This window comes from Litorivita pollutaquae, assembly GCF_003205515.1.
Taxonomy (GTDB): domain Bacteria; phylum Pseudomonadota; class Alphaproteobacteria; order Rhodobacterales; family Rhodobacteraceae; genus Litorivita; species Litorivita pollutaquae.
In genome coordinates, this window is record NZ_KZ826486.1 from 147,867 (window position 1) to 164,412 (window position 16,546).

The 16,546-nt window shown below is 60.6% G+C and carries 17 protein-coding genes; 7 read left to right on the forward strand and 10 right to left on the reverse strand.

Annotated features, from left to right (window positions below; genetic code table 11):
• Positions 1 to 18: 18 nt before the first annotated feature.
• The 3 genes from DI396_RS11805 (at position 19) to DI396_RS11815 (ending at position 2,419) form a co-directional block, all read left to right on the forward strand.
• Entirely contained in the window at positions 19 to 885 is an 867-nt protein-coding gene (locus tag DI396_RS11805; protein ID WP_110796420.1) for a methylated-DNA--[protein]-cysteine S-methyltransferase, read from the forward strand.
• Positions 886 to 1,030: 145 nt separating this feature from the next.
• The gene (locus DI396_RS11810; RefSeq protein ID WP_110796469.1) at positions 1,031 to 1,723 is read left to right on the forward strand and encodes a YiaD family glycine zipper/OmpA-like lipoprotein; all 693 of its coding nucleotides are present in this window, start codon (positions 1,031 to 1,033) and stop codon (positions 1,721 to 1,723) included.
• Between the two features lie 126 nt (positions 1,724 to 1,849).
• Complete coding sequence (locus DI396_RS11815; protein ID WP_110796421.1) at positions 1,850 to 2,419, forward strand: NADPH-dependent FMN reductase; 570 nt, start codon at positions 1,850 to 1,852, stop codon at positions 2,417 to 2,419.
• On the opposite strand, the gene DI396_RS11820 is transcribed toward DI396_RS11815, so the two are convergent.
• Positions 2,416 to 2,823, reverse strand: a complete 408-nt coding sequence (locus DI396_RS11820; protein WP_110796470.1) for a VOC family protein — start codon at positions 2,821 to 2,823, stop codon at positions 2,416 to 2,418. The two genes, DI396_RS11815 and DI396_RS11820, sit on opposite strands and share 4 nt — an antisense overlap.
• Positions 2,824 to 3,037: 214 nt before the next feature.
• On the reverse strand, positions 3,038 to 4,084 hold the full coding sequence (locus tag DI396_RS11825; RefSeq protein ID WP_110796422.1) for an NAD(P)/FAD-dependent oxidoreductase: 1,047 nt from the start codon (positions 4,082 to 4,084) through the stop codon (positions 3,038 to 3,040).
• 99 nt (positions 4,085 to 4,183) lie between these two features.
• Between DI396_RS11825 and mnmD the strand changes: the two genes are divergently transcribed.
• Both mnmD and DI396_RS11835 read left to right on the forward strand, forming a co-directional pair.
• Entirely contained in the window at positions 4,184 to 4,888 is a 705-nt protein-coding gene (mnmD, locus tag DI396_RS11830) for a tRNA (5-methylaminomethyl-2-thiouridine)(34)-methyltransferase MnmC2 (protein ID WP_110796423.1), read from the forward strand.
• Positions 4,885 to 5,751, forward strand: a complete 867-nt coding sequence (locus DI396_RS11835; protein WP_110796424.1) for a DMT family transporter — start codon at positions 4,885 to 4,887, stop codon at positions 5,749 to 5,751. Before mnmD ends, DI396_RS11835 begins: the two co-directional genes overlap by 4 nt.
• A 90-nt stretch (positions 5,752 to 5,841) precedes the next feature.
• On the opposite strand, the gene DI396_RS11840 is transcribed toward DI396_RS11835, so the two are convergent.
• Positions 5,842 to 7,983, reverse strand: a complete 2,142-nt coding sequence (locus DI396_RS11840; RefSeq protein WP_235851851.1) for a lytic transglycosylase domain-containing protein — start codon at positions 7,981 to 7,983, stop codon at positions 5,842 to 5,844.
• 163 nt (positions 7,984 to 8,146) lie between these two features.
• Here DI396_RS11840 and dapA point away from each other — a divergent pair, with 163 nt between their 5' ends.
• Positions 8,147 to 9,019 carry a 4-hydroxy-tetrahydrodipicolinate synthase gene (gene dapA / locus DI396_RS11845; protein WP_110796425.1) on the forward strand — a complete coding sequence of 291 codons (873 nt, stop codon included), beginning with the start codon at positions 8,147 to 8,149 and terminating at the stop codon, positions 9,017 to 9,019.
• A gap of 76 nt (positions 9,020 to 9,095) precedes the next feature.
• On the opposite strand, the gene DI396_RS11850 is transcribed toward dapA, so the two are convergent.
• From DI396_RS11850 to puuE, 7 genes are all read right to left on the reverse strand, one after another.
• Complete coding sequence (locus DI396_RS11850) at positions 9,096 to 10,280, reverse strand: amino acid aminotransferase (RefSeq protein ID WP_110796472.1); 1,185 nt, start codon at positions 10,278 to 10,280, stop codon at positions 9,096 to 9,098.
• Positions 10,280 to 11,137, reverse strand: coding sequence for a 3-mercaptopyruvate sulfurtransferase (gene sseA / locus DI396_RS11855; RefSeq protein WP_110796473.1), 858 nt, complete (start codon positions 11,135 to 11,137; stop codon positions 10,280 to 10,282). Before sseA ends, DI396_RS11850 begins: the two co-directional genes overlap by 1 nt.
• Before the next feature lie 151 nt (positions 11,138 to 11,288).
• Entirely contained in the window at positions 11,289 to 11,765 is a 477-nt protein-coding gene (smpB, locus tag DI396_RS11860) for an SsrA-binding protein SmpB (protein WP_110796426.1), read from the reverse strand.
• A gap of 144 nt (positions 11,766 to 11,909) precedes the next feature.
• The gene (locus DI396_RS11865) at positions 11,910 to 13,259 is read right to left on the reverse strand and encodes a uracil-xanthine permease family protein (RefSeq protein ID WP_110796427.1); all 1,350 of its coding nucleotides are present in this window, start codon (positions 13,257 to 13,259) and stop codon (positions 11,910 to 11,912) included.
• A 13-nt stretch (positions 13,260 to 13,272) separates the two neighbouring features.
• Positions 13,273 to 13,803: an ureidoglycolate lyase gene (locus DI396_RS11870; RefSeq protein ID WP_110796428.1), complete on the reverse strand. Its 531-nt coding sequence runs from the start codon at positions 13,801 to 13,803 to the stop codon at positions 13,273 to 13,275.
• Entirely contained in the window at positions 13,800 to 14,612 is an 813-nt protein-coding gene (locus DI396_RS11875) for a bifunctional allantoicase/(S)-ureidoglycine aminohydrolase (protein ID WP_110796429.1), read from the reverse strand. The genes DI396_RS11870 and DI396_RS11875 overlap by 4 nt, the downstream gene beginning before the upstream one ends.
• Positions 14,609 to 16,021: an allantoinase PuuE gene (puuE, locus tag DI396_RS11880; protein ID WP_110796430.1), complete on the reverse strand. Its 1,413-nt coding sequence runs from the start codon at positions 16,019 to 16,021 to the stop codon at positions 14,609 to 14,611. The genes DI396_RS11875 and puuE overlap by 4 nt, the downstream gene beginning before the upstream one ends.
• A gap of 151 nt (positions 16,022 to 16,172) precedes the next feature.
• Between puuE and uraH the strand changes: the two genes are divergently transcribed.
• The gene (gene uraH / locus DI396_RS11885; protein WP_110796431.1) at positions 16,173 to 16,532 is read left to right on the forward strand and encodes a hydroxyisourate hydrolase; all 360 of its coding nucleotides are present in this window, start codon (positions 16,173 to 16,175) and stop codon (positions 16,530 to 16,532) included.
• Positions 16,533 to 16,546 lie beyond the last annotated feature (14 nt).

A 16,546-nucleotide genomic window follows, 5' to 3' on the forward strand; every position in this document is an offset into this window, starting at 1 on the left:
CCAGTATTGAGACAAACCATGACCCAACCCACCGGCCCTCAATCCCCTGACGATAATTCCGCACAGGGCAGCTATCACTATGAGGTGATGCGCCGCGCCATTGCGGCGATTGACGCTGCCGATGGCCCGTTGGCGCTTGAAACGCTGGCCGGCGAGATCGGCCTCAGCCCTGCGCATTTTCAACGGCTGTTTTCGGCTTGGGTCGGGGTATCGCCCAAACGCTACCAACAATACCTGCAGCTCGACCAAGCCAAACGCATGCTCTGCGAAAACATGACCACATTGAGCACCAGCCACGCCATTGGCCTATCGGGCAGCAGCCGGTTGCACGATCTTTTCATCCGTTGGGAGGCCATGAGCCCCGGTGAATTTGCCCGTAAAGGCGCAGGGCTCAAAATCAACTGGGGATGGTTCGACAGCCCCTTTGGCCCCGCGCTTGTCATGGGCACAGGCCGGGGGATTTGCGGGCTGGCTTTTGCCGCCGAAACCGGCCGCGACGCCGCGATGAACGACCTGCGCGCCCGTTGGCCAAAAGCCCGATTCACCGAAAACCCCGACGCCCTTGCCCCCATGGCCAACGCGGCCCTCGCACAGCAAGGGGAAACCCGCCTGCACCTGATTGGCGCGCCTTTTCAGATCAAGGTCTGGGAGGCTTTGCTGCGCATCCCCTCGGGCCATGTCACCACCTATAGCGAGATCGCCGGTGCGATCGGCAACCCCCGCGCCGTGCGCGCCGTGGGTACCGCCGTAGGGCGCAATCCGGTCAGCTGGCTCATCCCCTGCCATCGCGCCTTACGCAAATCCGGCGCATTGGGCGGCTATCATTGGGGTTTGCCCGTCAAACGGGCGCTCTTGGCCTTTGAAGGCGCCCGCGCGGACGGGTGAGACGGCCAGACCTACGCGCCTCCATGCGCTGTTTTCCGCCTATTTCGCCGGCAATACCGCGCCACCCCTGTTGGGCGGGCCAAAAACTCGGCCTATATACAACGAAACCCTGCCCGAAGCGGGCCAAATTGACCGAGGCACATATATGACCCAGACCCCATCGATCACGCCGCGCGCGCGCAGCTTTTCCAAAACCACATTGACCCTTGGCGTGGCGTCGCTGATTGCTCTGTCGGCCTGCACCGACCCGGCGATGATGGATCCTGATGATTCACGCCGCAACACCAAACAAGGCACATTGATCGGCAGCCTCGTCGGCGCCGCGACCGGTGCTCTGGTTTCGGACGACAAAGGCAAAGGCGCCGTAATTGGCGGCCTTGTGGGCGCCGGCGCCGGCGCTGCAATTGGTAACAACCTCGACAAACAAGAAGCCGCGTTGCGCAATGATCTGGGCAATGACAATGTCACCATCCGCAACACCGGTGACCGGTTGATCGTCACCCTGCCGCAAGACATCTTGTTCGCCACCGACAGCGCATCCCTGCGCCCCGACCTGCAAGGCGATTTGCGCGTTGTTGCTGCGAATCTGAATGATTACCCGAACACCACTGTGCAAGTGTTGGGCCATACCGACAACACCGGCGGCGCGTCCTATAACCTTGACCTGTCTGCCCGCCGCGCGAGCACCGTGGCCAATGTGTTGATCTCCGCAGGCGTCGCCCCCTCGCGCATCGTCACAACCGGTCGCGGCGAGGATCAACCGGTCGCCTCGAACCTCACCGCAGAAGGCCGCGCGCAAAACCGCCGCGTCGAGATTGTGATTCTACCCAACGCCTAAAACACGAGGCCCACCCACGAAACACCCGCCCCGACCCAACACAGGTCGGGGCGTTTGCATTTGCGCGTTTCGGACCGCAGCACGGCAATAAATACCCCCACCGATATCCGCTCCAGGTTCAGCACCATGTCCCAAACACCTCACTCCGACAGCATCGCCGCCCCTGCCACGGGCCCGCTCCTCGGTCTGTCGGGATCGCTGCGCGCCGGATCTTCAAACAGCTTGCTTCTGGCCGAAGCCGCACGGCTATATGGCGGGGCTTACCGCGCCGGCAATCTCGATCTGCCACTTTACCGCGCCGAAATCGAACAGGCCGCCATGCCCGACGCCGTTCTGCATCTGGCGCAATCCATCGCAGATGCCCCGGCCGTGATTATCGCCACACCGGAATACAACAGCGGCCTTTCCGGCGTGTTGAAAAATGCGCTCGATTGGGTCAGCCGCACCAAACTGCGCCCCTTTGCCGGTAAACCCGTTGCCGTGATGTCAGCAGCCGCAGGCATCACCGGCGGCGCGCGGGCGCAGGTGATGCTGCGCGCTTGTCTGACCCCATTTCGGGCGCGGATCGTGGCGGGGCCGGATGTCATGTTGGGCGATTGCCGCACAGCCTTCGATGCCGATGGGCGGTTGATCCGCGAGGGCACCGAAGCCTTGCTCGCGGATCTGATGGCCGCGCTGCACCGGGAAGCGGATTAAACCCGGTTCGACACCTCAAGCAGATTGCCGTCGGGATCACGCAGATAAATTGACATGATCGGGCCCTGTGCGCCCGTGCGCGACACCGGCCCTTGCTCTATGGTGATGCCCGCCGTCGCCAGATGCGCAATCCATGTCTCTAGCGGCGTTTGCGACAAAAAGCACAGATCCGCCGATCCCGCCGCCACATGACGGGCTTTGGGTTCAAACTCCGCGCCAAGAATATGCAGGTTGATTTTCTGCGCCCCGAACCTCAAGGCGTGGCGGGGTTGCCCGCCTTGAGGGGAAAAACACTCTGCTCTCATTCCCAGCGCAGCATAAAATTCAACGGTTTCCTCTAAATCGCGCACGGTCAAAACCAGATGATCCAGCGCATCGATCTGTGGCGCATTGCCCTGTTGCATATACATCCCTTCCTGCGCCGCATAGGCGCCAGCTTCAGCGCGAATTGATGTCAAACCCGCATTAGGTCAAACCCCTTCGATCGCCCACCCGCCGCGCATTTCGCATCCCATCACCGCGCCTTTGAATGAGGCCAAAGCGCCACGCCCGATACGAGTGAGAAGGCGCTAGAACCGGCACGGCACAGGCACCGAGGCGCGACAGACCGCGCAAGCGCTAAAAACTTGCTTCCGGCTCGAACCCGTCGGGGATCTGCGCGGCACCGTCGAGCACCAGATCGGCCATGACCTCGCCCACTTTCGGTGCCATGCCAAAGCCGATCTTAAACCCGCCGTTGGCGATATACGCGCCCCTGTGCACCGGATGCGCGCCCAGCATCGGCGCCCGCGACCGTGATCGGGGGCGCACCCCGGCCCAACGTTCCATCACCGGCGCATCGGCCAATACCGGCACCGCCGCACGCGCCGCCGCAAGCACCGCATCCAACTGCGCATCCGTGCTGCGCGGATCATCATAGTCGCGCTCCGAAGTGGATCCGATCGCCACCGTGCCGTCCGCATGGGGCACCACATGCACGCCCTGTGCAAAGAGCTGTGGCAGGCCGCCAGCCTCATACCGCAGCAACGCCCCCTGCCCCTTGACGCCGGCGCCCATGACCCGTGGACGAGAGGCCGACATCGCCATCAAATCCGCTACGCCCGTGCAATAAATCACATGCCCTTCCGCATCCCCCGTAGCAGAGATCTCTCCGCCCTTGGCTCGTAGGGCTTCGGCCAAAGACTGCACCGCCAGACGCGGGTGCATCCGCGCCGACAGCGTATCAAAGATGTAGTATCCGGTCGGGCTTTCGGGTCGCCATACGCCCCATTCGGACGCCTCTTGCGCGTCCACCACCCGCCATTGCGCACGGCCCTGCCATAACGCAGCTGCGCCCGAAACACGAGCCCGGGCCAAATCCAACCCGCGCGCATCCAAGATCGGTTGAACCCGCCCTAAACGGCCATAACCCGTGGGCAATCCGGACGCGGATTCGACATCGGCCCAATACGCTTCGGCCATCAGCAAGCTATCCAGTTGAAAGGCCTTTTTCGGATTCCAGTTTTCCGGCACATGCGGCGCCAAGGCGCCAACCACGCCGCCGCTGGCCCCTGAGCCAACGCCATAAGGATCAATCACCCGCACCCGCGCCCCGCGCCGCGCCATCGACCACGCCACCGACAGGCCAAAAATCCCCGCGCCATATATCGTAGCCTCAACAGCCATAGCCGCTCCCCATTGCCATTTGCCCGCAGCCTGCGCATCTTGGGCGGGCGCGGCCCGCTACGACCCGCGCGTTTTCAATCACTTTTAGGGGACCACGCAATGCAAAGCCAGCATGCAGAACTCGAATGGCGCGACAGCGGCGTGCCGGTTTCGACGCATTTCGATGATCCGTATTTCAGCCTCGACAATGGACTGGCAGAAACCGCCTATGTGTTTTTGCAAGGCAATGATTTGCCGCAGCGATTTACCGATGGCTTCCATATTGCCGAATTGGGATTTGGCACCGGGCTGAACCTCTTGGCGGCTCTGCGGCTCTGGCGACAAACCGGCCAAAGCGGCGCGCTTCACTTTACATCGTTCGAAGCCTTTCCCATGCGCGCAGACGAGATGCGCCGCGCCCATGAAGCGTTCCCCGAGATTGCCGCAATCAGCGCCGAAATCATGCCGCTACTGGAGGCCACGCCGCGACGTCTCAGCCTGCCGGATCTGGAATTCACCCTCATCATCGGAGACGCGCGCACGACGGTCGCCGGATGGGACCGCCGTGCCGATGCATGGTTCCTTGACGGGTTTTCTCCCGCCAAAAATCCCGAATTATGGGATGCGGATTTGATGAAGGATGTCGCCCGCCACACCGCCCCGGATGGCACCGCCGCGACCTATACCGCCGCCGGATTTGTCCGCCGCAATCTGGCGGAGGCGGGATTTGACGTGCGCCGCATCAGCGGATTCGGCCGCAAACGCCACATGACCGTGGCCCGGTTACCCGCCAGTCCCTGCGGCCCACACGACCCGACCGGATGAGCACCGGCCAAAACACCCGCCTTGGCATCATGTTGATGATCGCCACAACCTTTGTCTTTGCGGTTCAGGACGGCGTTTCGCAATATCTCGTGCGTGAATATAATGTGCGCATGGTGGTGATGATCCGCTACTGGTTTTTCGCGCTCTTCGTCATCACCGTGGCCACGGCCCAAGCCGGCGGTTTGCGCGCTGCCGCGCTCACGCCGCAACCGTTGGTCCAAATCCTGCGCGGGACGCTTCTGGCGGCGGAAATTTGCGTCATGGTCTTCAGCTTCAAACTGCTCGGCCTTGTGGAAAGCCATGCGGTGTTCACCTGCTATCCGCTGCTTGTTGCCGCTTTGTCGGGGCGCATTTTGGGCGAACAGGTCGGATGGCGCAGATGGGCGGCTATTGGCATCGGATTCACCGGCGTCATCATCGTCTTACAACCCGGGGTCGAGGTCTTTCGCCCCGCAGCGATCATCCCGCTGATCGCCGCGCTGATGTTTGCGATTTATGGATTGCTGACCCGCTATGCGGCCCGCCGCGACAGTTCCGCCACCAGCTTCTTCTGGACCGGCGTCACCGGCGCCGTGGTTCTGAGCATCGCAGGTATCGGCAGTTGGGAGCCGATGAGTGGTCCCGATTGGCGATGGATGGGGATGCTATGTCTCACCGGCGCGCTCGGGCATTATCTGTTGATCCGCTGCTATGAAGTGGCCGAAGCCAGCGCTGTTCAACCCTTTGCCTATCTACAATTGGTCTTTGCCTCGGGCATCGGCGTGATGTTCTTTGCCGAGGTGGTGCCCCATCATGTTGCCATCGGCGCGGGGATCATTGTGTGTGCCGGACTTTTCACCCTCTGGCGGGAACGGCGCAATTGACAGCCTGTGCAATCATGAGCGCCGCGCCGCTGCAAAGTGGCCTTCTCGCCACAACCGCCGCATCGGCCCCGGTCAACCGACCATTTGGCGCTAACGAACCGGCACCTGCAACGTATGGCCCGACAATTCGGCGCTGAACGGGATGGGCAAGGGATCACCGCCCAAACGCGCCCGATAAACCGGCAAGCTTTCGGCCACCCGCATCACATAATTGCGGGTCTCGCGGAACGGGATATGTTCGATCCAATCCACCATATCGACCTCCCCCGCCAATGGATTTCCAAATTCCTCCATCCACCGCAAAGGCCGCGACGGACCAGCATTATAGGCCGCCGCGACCATAATCACATTGCCCTCGAACTGTTCGGCCACATGGGCCAGATAGGCGCTGCCCAAGGTGGCATTATACCGCCAATCCTCACCCAAACGCCGCGCGTCATATGGCAAACCCAAACCGGCGGCGACCTCTTTGGCGGTGGCTGGCATCAATTGCATAAGCCCCTGCGCGCCCACGCCGCTGCGCACGCGCGGGTCAAATTCGCTCTCGCGGCGCGCAATCGCCAAGGCCATCTCTCTGGCAATCGGCAGATCCATAAAGCGCATCTCATGCAACGCATAATACGGCCCCGGCAAGGTATGCCCCGCCCGCGCCGACCGCTTGCCGACCATAACCTGCAAATGCGGACGATTCATCGCCTCCAGCATCGCGCCCATTTGCCCAATCTCGGTGCGCTCCAGACTTTCCGCCAGATGGGTATAAAACCGCTCGGCCAAGCCGACCTCCCCCGCCTGCAAAAGCGCACGCGCCACCCGTGCTACCGGACGTTGCAAAAACGCCGCCGTGCGCCAATCATCAAACACCTCATCCCCGGCAAGATCATCATCCACCGGCAAGCCCGCCCGTTCGGCGGCCAAAAGCCCATAAAAGCTGGTTTGATACTGCGCGCCCAAAACATATCCCCGCGCCGCAGCATCCGCGTCGCCAATCGCCTCGGCAGCACGTCCAATCCAATAGCCCGCACGCCCAATCGAAATTGGCGTTTCCACCGCGTCTCGAAACCGCTCGAAATGCTGCAATGCCAACATCGGGTCATCCAGATAGCGCAGCGCCAGATACCCCGACAGCCATTCCAGATCGGCAAAATTCGACCCCGATTCCAATTGATGCAGCGACGCCAGTTGATAGGCCAATTGCGCCTCGCCCGCCCGCATCAACTGCCGCGCCAACGCGCGCCGCTCGCTGGCCCAGCGCTCGGGCATACCAAGGCCCCCGACGATTTCGGAGCGCGCCAACATTAACGCCGCAGCCTCCTCGGCGGTGCCGCTTTTCATGATCCGTCGGAACCGGTCGTAGGCAAGCCCCGCATCGTCGCGTTGTGCGGTGGGCAGGGATGCAATCATCGACGCCGCGCCGCGATGCCCGTTTTGCACCGCTTGGCGCGCCTGTGCCAAAGCCCAATCCTGTTCACCAACCAAAGGCTGCATCAGCGCCACATCTGCATCGCGCCCACGCCAAAGCGCCATATCAAGCCGCGCCCGGTGATGCGCCTTCAGCAACTTTGCGTAGCGGTCGAGAAACGCCTCGGACAGCTCTGTGCCCAGCTCGAAGTTGCGCCATGCCTGCACCACCAAAGCCTCGGCCAAGGATGGTTTTCCCGCCGCCTCCAATGCGGCGGCATAGCGCAACACACCGCCACCGGTTTGCGGCGCGTGCCCGTCATAAAATGCCAGAACCTGTGCATCTGTGGCGGTGTCGAAACCTGCTTCGGATTGCCTACGCAGATATTCGAGCCCCGGCCAATCCCCATGCGTGGCCAAGAAGTTCTGCACCTGCTCCGGCGTGCCCTGTCCCGCCCGCAATCGCACCCATTCGATCAGATCCGCCCCAAGAGGATCGACCCGCACCGCCAGTTCCATCGCCTCATTCCAACGCCCCGCCTCGGCCAACCGCAGCGCGCTCGCCAAAGGACGCGGCGCAAGGCGCGAAGGCGGCAAGGGCGTGACTTCGGACGCCGCAGTGGCCCCTGTATTCGGCAATACGGCCCCCTGCGGCGGCGCTTCGGCGGCCGCAACGGGGGTCTCTGCTTCTGCAGGCGCGGGCACCGCAGCCCCCTGTAAACCCGCCTGCACCATCGGACGCACCATCGGGCGCAGAGATGACGACACGGCTTGCGCCGCCACCCCATCGGGCAGACACAGGCCAAGCGCTATGATCCATAGGTTACGCAACATCTCTTGCAATTCCTGCCAAGGCAAAGGATAGACAGCGTCAATCTAAAGGTGCGCCCCGCATCCGTCCATTCACAAACTTGGCAGTGCGCCATGGGACGGCTAAAGTCCGCGCCACATCACCCCTGCGGGCCCATCGCCCGTCATTTTGGAAAAGGAGCGTCACATGTTGAAAGGGTCAATGCCCGCACTGGTCACGCCGTTCAAAAACGGCGAGCTGGATCTGGAGACGCTTAAAAAGCTGGTCGAATGGCACATCGGCGAAGGCACACATGGCCTTGTCCCCGTCGGCACAACCGGCGAAAGCCCGACGCTCACCCACCGCGAACATGAAACCGTGGTCGAGGAAGTCGTGCGCGCCGCCGCAGGCCGCGTGCCCGTGATCGCAGGTGCCGGCAGCAACAATACGCTCGAATCGATCCGCTTGATCCAACATGCGGAAAAGGTCGGCGCGGATGCGGCTTTGGTCGTCACGCCCTATTACAACAAACCGACGCAACGCGGGTTGATCGCGCATTTCACGGCGGTGCACGACTGCTGCACCCTGCCAATCGTGATTTACAACATTCCCGGCCGCTCGGTGGTCGACATGATGCCGGACACCATGGGCGAATTGGCCAAACTGCCGCGCATCATCGGCGTCAAGGACGCCACCGGCGATCTGGCGCGTGTCTGCATGCAGCGCATAACCTGCGGCACGGATTTCATCCAACTGTCAGGTGAAGACCCCACCGCCCACGGGTTCAACGCCCAAGGCGGCACCGGATGCATTTCGGTGACGGCCAATGTCGCACCGCGCCTGAGCGCCGATCTACAAAATGCCTGCCTTGCGGGAGATTACGCAAAGGCCTTGGAAATCCAGGACAAATTGATGCCGCTGCACAAAGCGATCTTTACCGAGCCGGGCGTCGTCGGGGTAAAATACGCAATGTCCCTGATGGGTCTGTGCGGAGACGAAGTGCGCCTGCCGCTAACCGGCCTTTTGGACAGCACCAAAGCGATGATCAAAGACGCATTGCAACACGCCGGCCTGCTCTAAGCGCCAGCCCCCCAGACATAGAAAAGCCCCGCCAGAGTGATCCAGCGGGGCTTTTTCTTTGTCTGTCACGATCGGCCTAGATGCCGACGTCGATGATAGCTTTGGCCAGAATAGGGATCGTCTTTGCGTTCAATCCGGCGATGTTCAAACGGCTGTCGCCAACCATGTAAATCCCATGCTCGACCCGCAATTTTTCGACCAATTCCGGCGCCGCGCCCAAACGCGAGAACATGCCGCGGTGCTGCGCGAGGAACCCGAACCGGTCCGAGCCAGACAACCGTTGCAATTCGCCTGCCAAATCGGACCGCAGACCAAGCATCGAATTGCGCACATCTTCCAATTCGGCGGCCCAATCGGCGCGCAAGGCCTCATCTTGCAAAATCATCGTCACCACCCGCGCGCCATGGTCCGGCGGGAAGGAGTAATTTTGCCGGTTCAAAAACGCCAGCGTTCCTTGTGTGACCGCGCGCAATCCACTGTCCTGGCCGATGGCCATAAGCAAACCGGTGCGTTCGCGGTAAACCCCGAAATTCTTCGAACAGCTCGCAGCGATCAAGCATTCGGGCACCGACCCCGCAACCAGACGTGTCGCCGCCGCATCGGCTTGCAACCCGTCGCCAAAGCCTTGATAGGCGATGTCGATCATCGGGATGGCGCCCTTGGCATTGAGCACATCAATGACCTCTTGCCACTGCGTCAGGTTCAAATTCGCGCCTGTCGGATTGTGGCAGCAACCGTGCAACAACACCACATCACCGGCGCGCAGCCCGCCGAGGTCTTCGATCATACCGCCGAAATTCACGCCACGCGTTTCACCATCAAAGTAACGATATGGCACCGCTTCCATGCCGAGATATTTGAGAATGCTCAAATGGTTCGGCCATGTCGGATCGGACACGAACACCCGCGCATCGGGGTTGGCCAGGCGGATCATCTCAAAGGCCTGACGCACGGCACCGGTGCCGCCGGGTGTGGCGGCGGCGGCGATATTGGCGCGCCCCACCGCATCGCCCAAAATCAGATCAATCATCCCATCCGAAAACGCCGGATCGCCAAGCAGCCCGACATAGGCCTTGCTCTCTTGCTCTTCCACCAAACGCCGCTCGGCGGCTTTGACGGCGCGCATCACCGGCGTATTGCCCGAGGCATCCTTGTAGACCCCGACGCCGAGATCGATTTTCGTCTCGCGCGGATCATCCTTATACATCTGCATCAAGGCCAGGATTTTATCCGCCGGTTGCTCTTTCAGGTTTGAAAACATCATGCCTCTCCTGTGGCGACGGGAAGCGTCGGGAACATGCCCCATTCCGCCCAAGACCCGTCATAAAGGGAATAATCCGATTTGCCCAACCGCTCCATCGCGAGGCACAAAATAGCGGCTGTCGCGCCCGATCCACAGGTGGTGATCACCGGCTTTTTCAAATCCACCCCCGCAGCATCAAACGCCAACTTTAATCCTGCCGGCCCTTTTAACGTGCCATCCGCGAGCAGCAACTCGGTGAACGGCACATTCTTCGATCCCGGAATTCGACCACGGCGCAAACCCGGACGCGGTTCGTCCACCTCGCCGCGAAACCGCTCGGGGCTGCGCGCATCGACGATATGATAATCGCCCAATTTGGCAGCCGCAGAGACCTGTGTGACGTCTTTGACCAAGTGATTTTGCCGCCGCACCGTCATGTGGCGATCGCGTATCACTGGCGGCATATCTTCGAGCGGCCTGCCTTCGGATTGCCATTTCGGCAACCCACCGTCGAGCACCGCAACATCGTTCTGCCCCATCAGTTTGAACAGCCACCACACCCGCGCGGCCGAGAACAGGCCCTGACTGTCATAGACCACAACCTGATGCCCGTCGCCGACGCCCATCGCGCGCATCCGCGACATGAATTTTTCGACCGGCGGCACCATATGCGGCAAGTCCGAACGCAGATCGGAAATTTCGTCGATATCAAAAAACCGCGCACCGGGGATGTGAGCGGCCTCATATTCCGCCCGCGCGTCACGGTCGACACCGGGAAGAAAGTAACTCGCATCAAGCACCCTGATGTCAGGATCTTTCAAATGCTGTGCCAGCCAGTCAGTGGACACCAGCACGCGAGGGTCATCGCTTGCCATTCGTGGATCATCGCTTGCCATCGTCGGCCCCCAAGATCAGAAATTCAGTTCAAAAATGGTCTTGCCCTTGCTACGCGGCTTGGCCGGATCGTGCAAGCACCACACAAGGACGGCGGCGGCAAAAACAAGGGGCGCAGAGCAAAACTCCGGACTATTCGCCGTGCCGCAACAACCGCGCTTTTTGCCGGCCCCAATCGCGCTTGGCTTCTGTGGCGCGCTTGTCATGGTTCTTTTTGCCTTTGGCGATGCCGATTTTGATCTTCACCATGCCACGATGATTGAAATACATCACCAACGGCACCAACGTCATGCCCTTGCGGTTCGTGGCATTCCATAGCCGTGCCAGTTCCTTACGCGACACCAACAGCTTGCGGCGGCGGCGTTCTTCGTGTTTGAACGACTTCGCCTGTTTGTAGGGTGCGATGTATCCGTTCACCAACCACAATTCGCCATCGTCCACGGTCGCATAGCTTTCGGCGATGTTCGATCCTCCCATCCGCAGGGATTTAACCTCGGACCCTTCCAGGATGATCCCGCATTCGAGATCGTCCTCGATCGCATAGTCGTACCGCGCACGCCGGTTTTCGGCGATGACTTTGTAATTGGGGTCTGTCTTTGGTTTGGCCATGGAGGTGGTATCTATCTGCCCGATGCGGCGCTGTCTATCCTGTCCGGCTTATGTAGGGTGGCGCATGGCGAAAGCCAAGGCGAGCAGCACACATGCAGACGCAGCGCCCCTGCTTGCGGGGCGCTGCTCTTTATCAACGGTAGGTCAGTCCAGATCTTGCGGCAAAACAAGATTGAGGATGATCGACAACGTCGCCGCTGGCAGCAAACCCGATGTCAGCAGAATTTGTATCGGCTTAGAGGTGTGCTGCAAGGCTTCGGGCACCAATTGCAAACCGAATCCGACCGACAATGAAATCGCGAAGATCACCATATTGCGGCGGCTCCAGACCACATCTGACAACATGTTAATGCCGGCTGCGGCCACCATGCCGAACATCACAATCACCCCGCCGCCCAACACGTTGATCGGCACAGTCGAAACGATTGCACCGAATTTCGGGATCAAACCGCATAGGATCAAGAACACCGCGCCAATGGTGACCACATTTCGGCTCATCACGCCGGTCATCGAAATCAAACCGACGTTCTGGCTGAACGAAGTGTTTGGCAATCCGCCAAAGACACCGGCAATCGCGGTGCCCAAACCATCGGCAAAAGTGGCGCCGGCAATCTCTTTGTCCGTGGCTTCGCGGCCTGCGCCGCCCTTGGTGATACCCGACACATCACCGACCGTTTCAATCGCCGAAATTACCGCCATGAAGCACATGCCAACGATGGTCGCCACGTTGAATTCGATCCCCCATTTGAAGGGAACGGGAGGCGCAAACATCGCCGCGCGTCCCACGTTGGCGAAATTCACCTGCCCCATCAAATAGGCCACGATATACCCCGCAATCAGCCCCAAAAGGACCGAGGCCACGGACCAAAGCCCTTTGGTGAAAAAGCTAAGTAACAAAGAAACGGCGATCACAACTAAGGCCGGAATCCACATCGCCAGCGACCCGAATTCGGGTTTGCCAATCAAAGGCACACCGCCCGCCGCGTATTGAATGCCGACCTTGAGCAGCGCCAAACCGATCATCAAAACGATCAACCCGGTCACCAAGGGCGGCAATGCAAAACGGATGCGGCCAATCACCGTGCCGAGCAGGAAGTGGAATATTCCGCCAATCACAATTCCGGTCATCAAACCCGAGAGCCCGGCAGTGCCTTGGCCCGCCACCGCCGGTATCATCACCGGCAAAAAGGCAAAACTTGTCCCCTGAACAATCGGCAAACGTGCGCCCACAGGCCCCATGCCAAGGGTTTGGAACAAGGTCGCGATCCCGGCAAAGAGCATCGACATCTGGATCATGTAAATCAGGTTTGGAAACTCCGGCGAATTTGACCCGAACCCAAATCCCGCCGCGCCCGCAACGATAATCGCAGGGGTGACGTTGCTGGCGAACATGGCCAAGACGTGTTGAATGCCCAAAGGCACAGCCTGTGCCATTGGCGGCGTGTAATTGGGGTCGCGCAGCTGATCTGGCGTCCCGAGTGATGCGTTACTCATTGATGTTCTCCCATCAGTCCTTCCGGTTGGAATGCCCGCTCTTTTTGGCGGTTAATCTGCCCCTCTCGATCAAAATCGGCGGATCAAGGGGATATTCTTCAAGGTTCGCGCCCGCGCCGATCCGGTCGATCACGGCAAACAGGCCCGGCGCGGCAAGCGGGGTCAAAACCCCGTGCCATGTGCCGCGTAGAAAATTGATCGCTTGGCCGGGTGCGGCGATAAAGGCGCGCGGCATGGCCGGTTTGCCGTCCGCGTCGGGGGCGACGATCACCAACCATTCATCCATGCTCATCGGCACAAAGGCCTGACTGCCATCGGGGTGACGCTCCATAAGGTCGAGCGTATAGGGCAAGGCGCGCGGATCGGCCTTAAAGATGCTGACGCCTGCGCGTCCGTCCGAAAAATCCAATCGCGCGCGGTCGTGATAGCGCCCGCAAAAGCCTTGGTTGATGATTTTGTCGGGATCGCCTGCGGCCTCAAGCACATCGCCAAAAGGCGCAAAAGCCTCTGCCGTCAGGGGTTCGGTGACGATCCGCGCAGTCAAAGCGTCAACCCGACATGCCGGTTCACGTCCTTATAAAGCAGATAGCGGAAGGGCGTGTTCCCGGTCGCAATACAGGCCTGCGGGCAAAACGCGCGCAGCCACATGAAATCTCCGGGCCCGACATCAACCCAATCGTCATTGAGCAAGTAACGCGCCGTGCCCTGCAACACATAAAGCCCGTGTTCCATCACATGGGTTTCGGCAAAGGGAATCACGCCGCCGGGTTGAAAGGTGACGATATTGACGTGCATGTCATGGCGCATGTCGGAGGGATCAACAAAGCGTTGCGTCGTCCAATTGTCGGTGTTGGGCATGGTGTTAAAGGCCACGTCGCGTTCATGGGTGACAAAGGCCGTTGGCCTATCAATCCCCGGCACCGGCTCGTACCGCTTGCGAACCCAATGAAATTGCAACGGCGCATCGCCGGTGTTCTTCACCCTCCACCCGCAGCCCGCAGGCAAATAGGCATAGCCGCCCGCCCCCAAAACATGCGCATCGCCGTCGATGGTCAATTGCATCTCGCCCGAGGCCACGAACACGACGCCCTCCGCGCCCTTATCGGGTTCGGGTCTATCGCTGCCGCCGCCTTTGGTGACCTCGACCGCATATTGCGCGAAAGTCTCGGCAAAACCGCTGAGGGGCCGCGCCAATATCCACGCCCGCGTGCCGCTCCAATGCGGCAAGTTCGAGGTCACGATATCGCGCATCGTGATCGCGGGGATAAAGGCATAGGCAGTTTTGAACACCGCCGCGCCTTCGGGGTTCACGTCTTGCGCGGGCAAACCGCCCATGGGGAAGGCATAGCTCAAAACATATCCTCCAACCGCAGCCGCGCAATGCGCTCGACCTGACGGCAGGCCTCAGAAAATTCAATGTCGCGGTCATGGCCAATCCGGCGCTCGAAAGCGGCGAGAATGCTGGCTTTGTCATGGTCGCGCACGGCAATGATAAAGGGAAACCCGTGTTTGCGCACATAGGCGTCGTTCAATTGGGTGAACTGGGCGCGCTCGGCATCGGTCAACGCATCCAACCCCGCGCCGGCCTGCTCGGCGGTGCTTTCGGCGGTTAAACGTTTTGCCGCCGCCAGTTTTCCGGCCAAATCGGGATGCGCGTTGAGCACGCCCAAACGCTCCTCCTCCGGCGCACTGCGGAATACCCGCGCCAAGGCGTTATGCACCCCCGCCGCGCAATCATGGGCGGGGCCAAGCTCCAACCCATGGGCGCGCTCGGCAATCCACGGGCTGTGCTCAAACACGCCGCCATAGGCTTCGACAAATCGCGCGACACTCATCCGGCTGGGGCGCTCGATCCGCTTGGGCGGATGCGCCTTGGCCCAATGCTCGGCCACATCAATCCGGCGCGGGCACCATACGTCTTCGAACCCTTGGATATAGTCGATGAAGCGTTTCAGCCCCGCCAATTTCCCCGGCCGGCCGATAAGACGGCAATGCAACCCCACAGACATCATCTTCGCCGCGCCAGCCTCGCCTTCGGCGTAAAGCACGTCAAAGGCATCCTTGAGATAGGTGAAAAACTGCTCTCCGGTGATATATCCCGGCGCGGTGGCAAAGCGCATGTCGTTGGCTTCAAGCGTATAGGGGATGATCAATTGATCGCGCCCGTCTGCGTCGATCCAATAGGGCAGGTCATCGTCATAGGTGTCGGAGATATAATCAAACCCACCCTCTTCGGTGACCAGACGCACGGTGTTTGCGCTGCACCGTCCGGTATACCAACCGCGCGGGCGCGTGCCGGTGACTTCGGTGTGCAACCGCACGGCTTCGGCAATCGCGGCGCGTTCTTCGGCCTCGGGCATGTCTTTGTGTTCAACCCATTTGTGGCCGTGGCTGGCAATCTCCCATCCGGCCTCTTGCATGGCTTCCACCTGCGCCGGACTACGCGCCAAGGCCGTGGCCACGCCGTAAATCGTCACAGGGATCTTCGCGCCGGTGAACAGACGGTGCAGCCGCCAAAACCCCGCGCGCGCACCGTATTCATAGATCGATTCCATGTTCCAATGGCGTTGCCCTTGCCATGGGGCGGCCCCGGCGACATCGGACAAAAACGCTTCGGAGGCCGCATCCCCATGCAAGATGCAATTCTCGCCGCCCTCTTCATAGTTCAGTACAAATTGCACCGCGACGCGCGCGCCGTCCGGCCACGCCGCATCCGGTGCCTCTTTGCCATAGCCAAGCATATTGCGATCATAGCGCTGCATCAAACGGATCCCCTTTGCCAAATTTCTATGCGATCCCACCCAAAGGCATTATCAATTTTTTCAAGAAACACTTTCAGGGGTGCTTTGCCAGACAAGATACGCGTATCAATCAGGCAAGCATATACAAAGCTGCACATCAAAGGAGCATCGCATGGCCGACGGCTATCTGACCACCCATGTTCTCGACACCGCCCAAGGCTGCCCCGCCGCCGGATTGCGTATTGATCTCTACCGGATCGAAGGCGAAAGCCGCAGCCATTTGGCCACGATGGCGACAAATGATGACGGACGCACCGATGCGCCAATCCTGCCAAAAGAGGCGTTCGCCGTCGGGGAATACGAATTGGTTTTTGCAGCCGGAGCCTATTTGGACGCTTGCGATACACCGCCGGAGGCACCGCGATTTTTGAACATCATCCCGATCCGGTTTGGGATTTCCGACGCAGAGGCGCATTACCACGTGCCGCTGTTGCTCTCACCGTTCAGCTATTCGACCTATCGAGGGAGCTAGGCCGCTAACGCCCC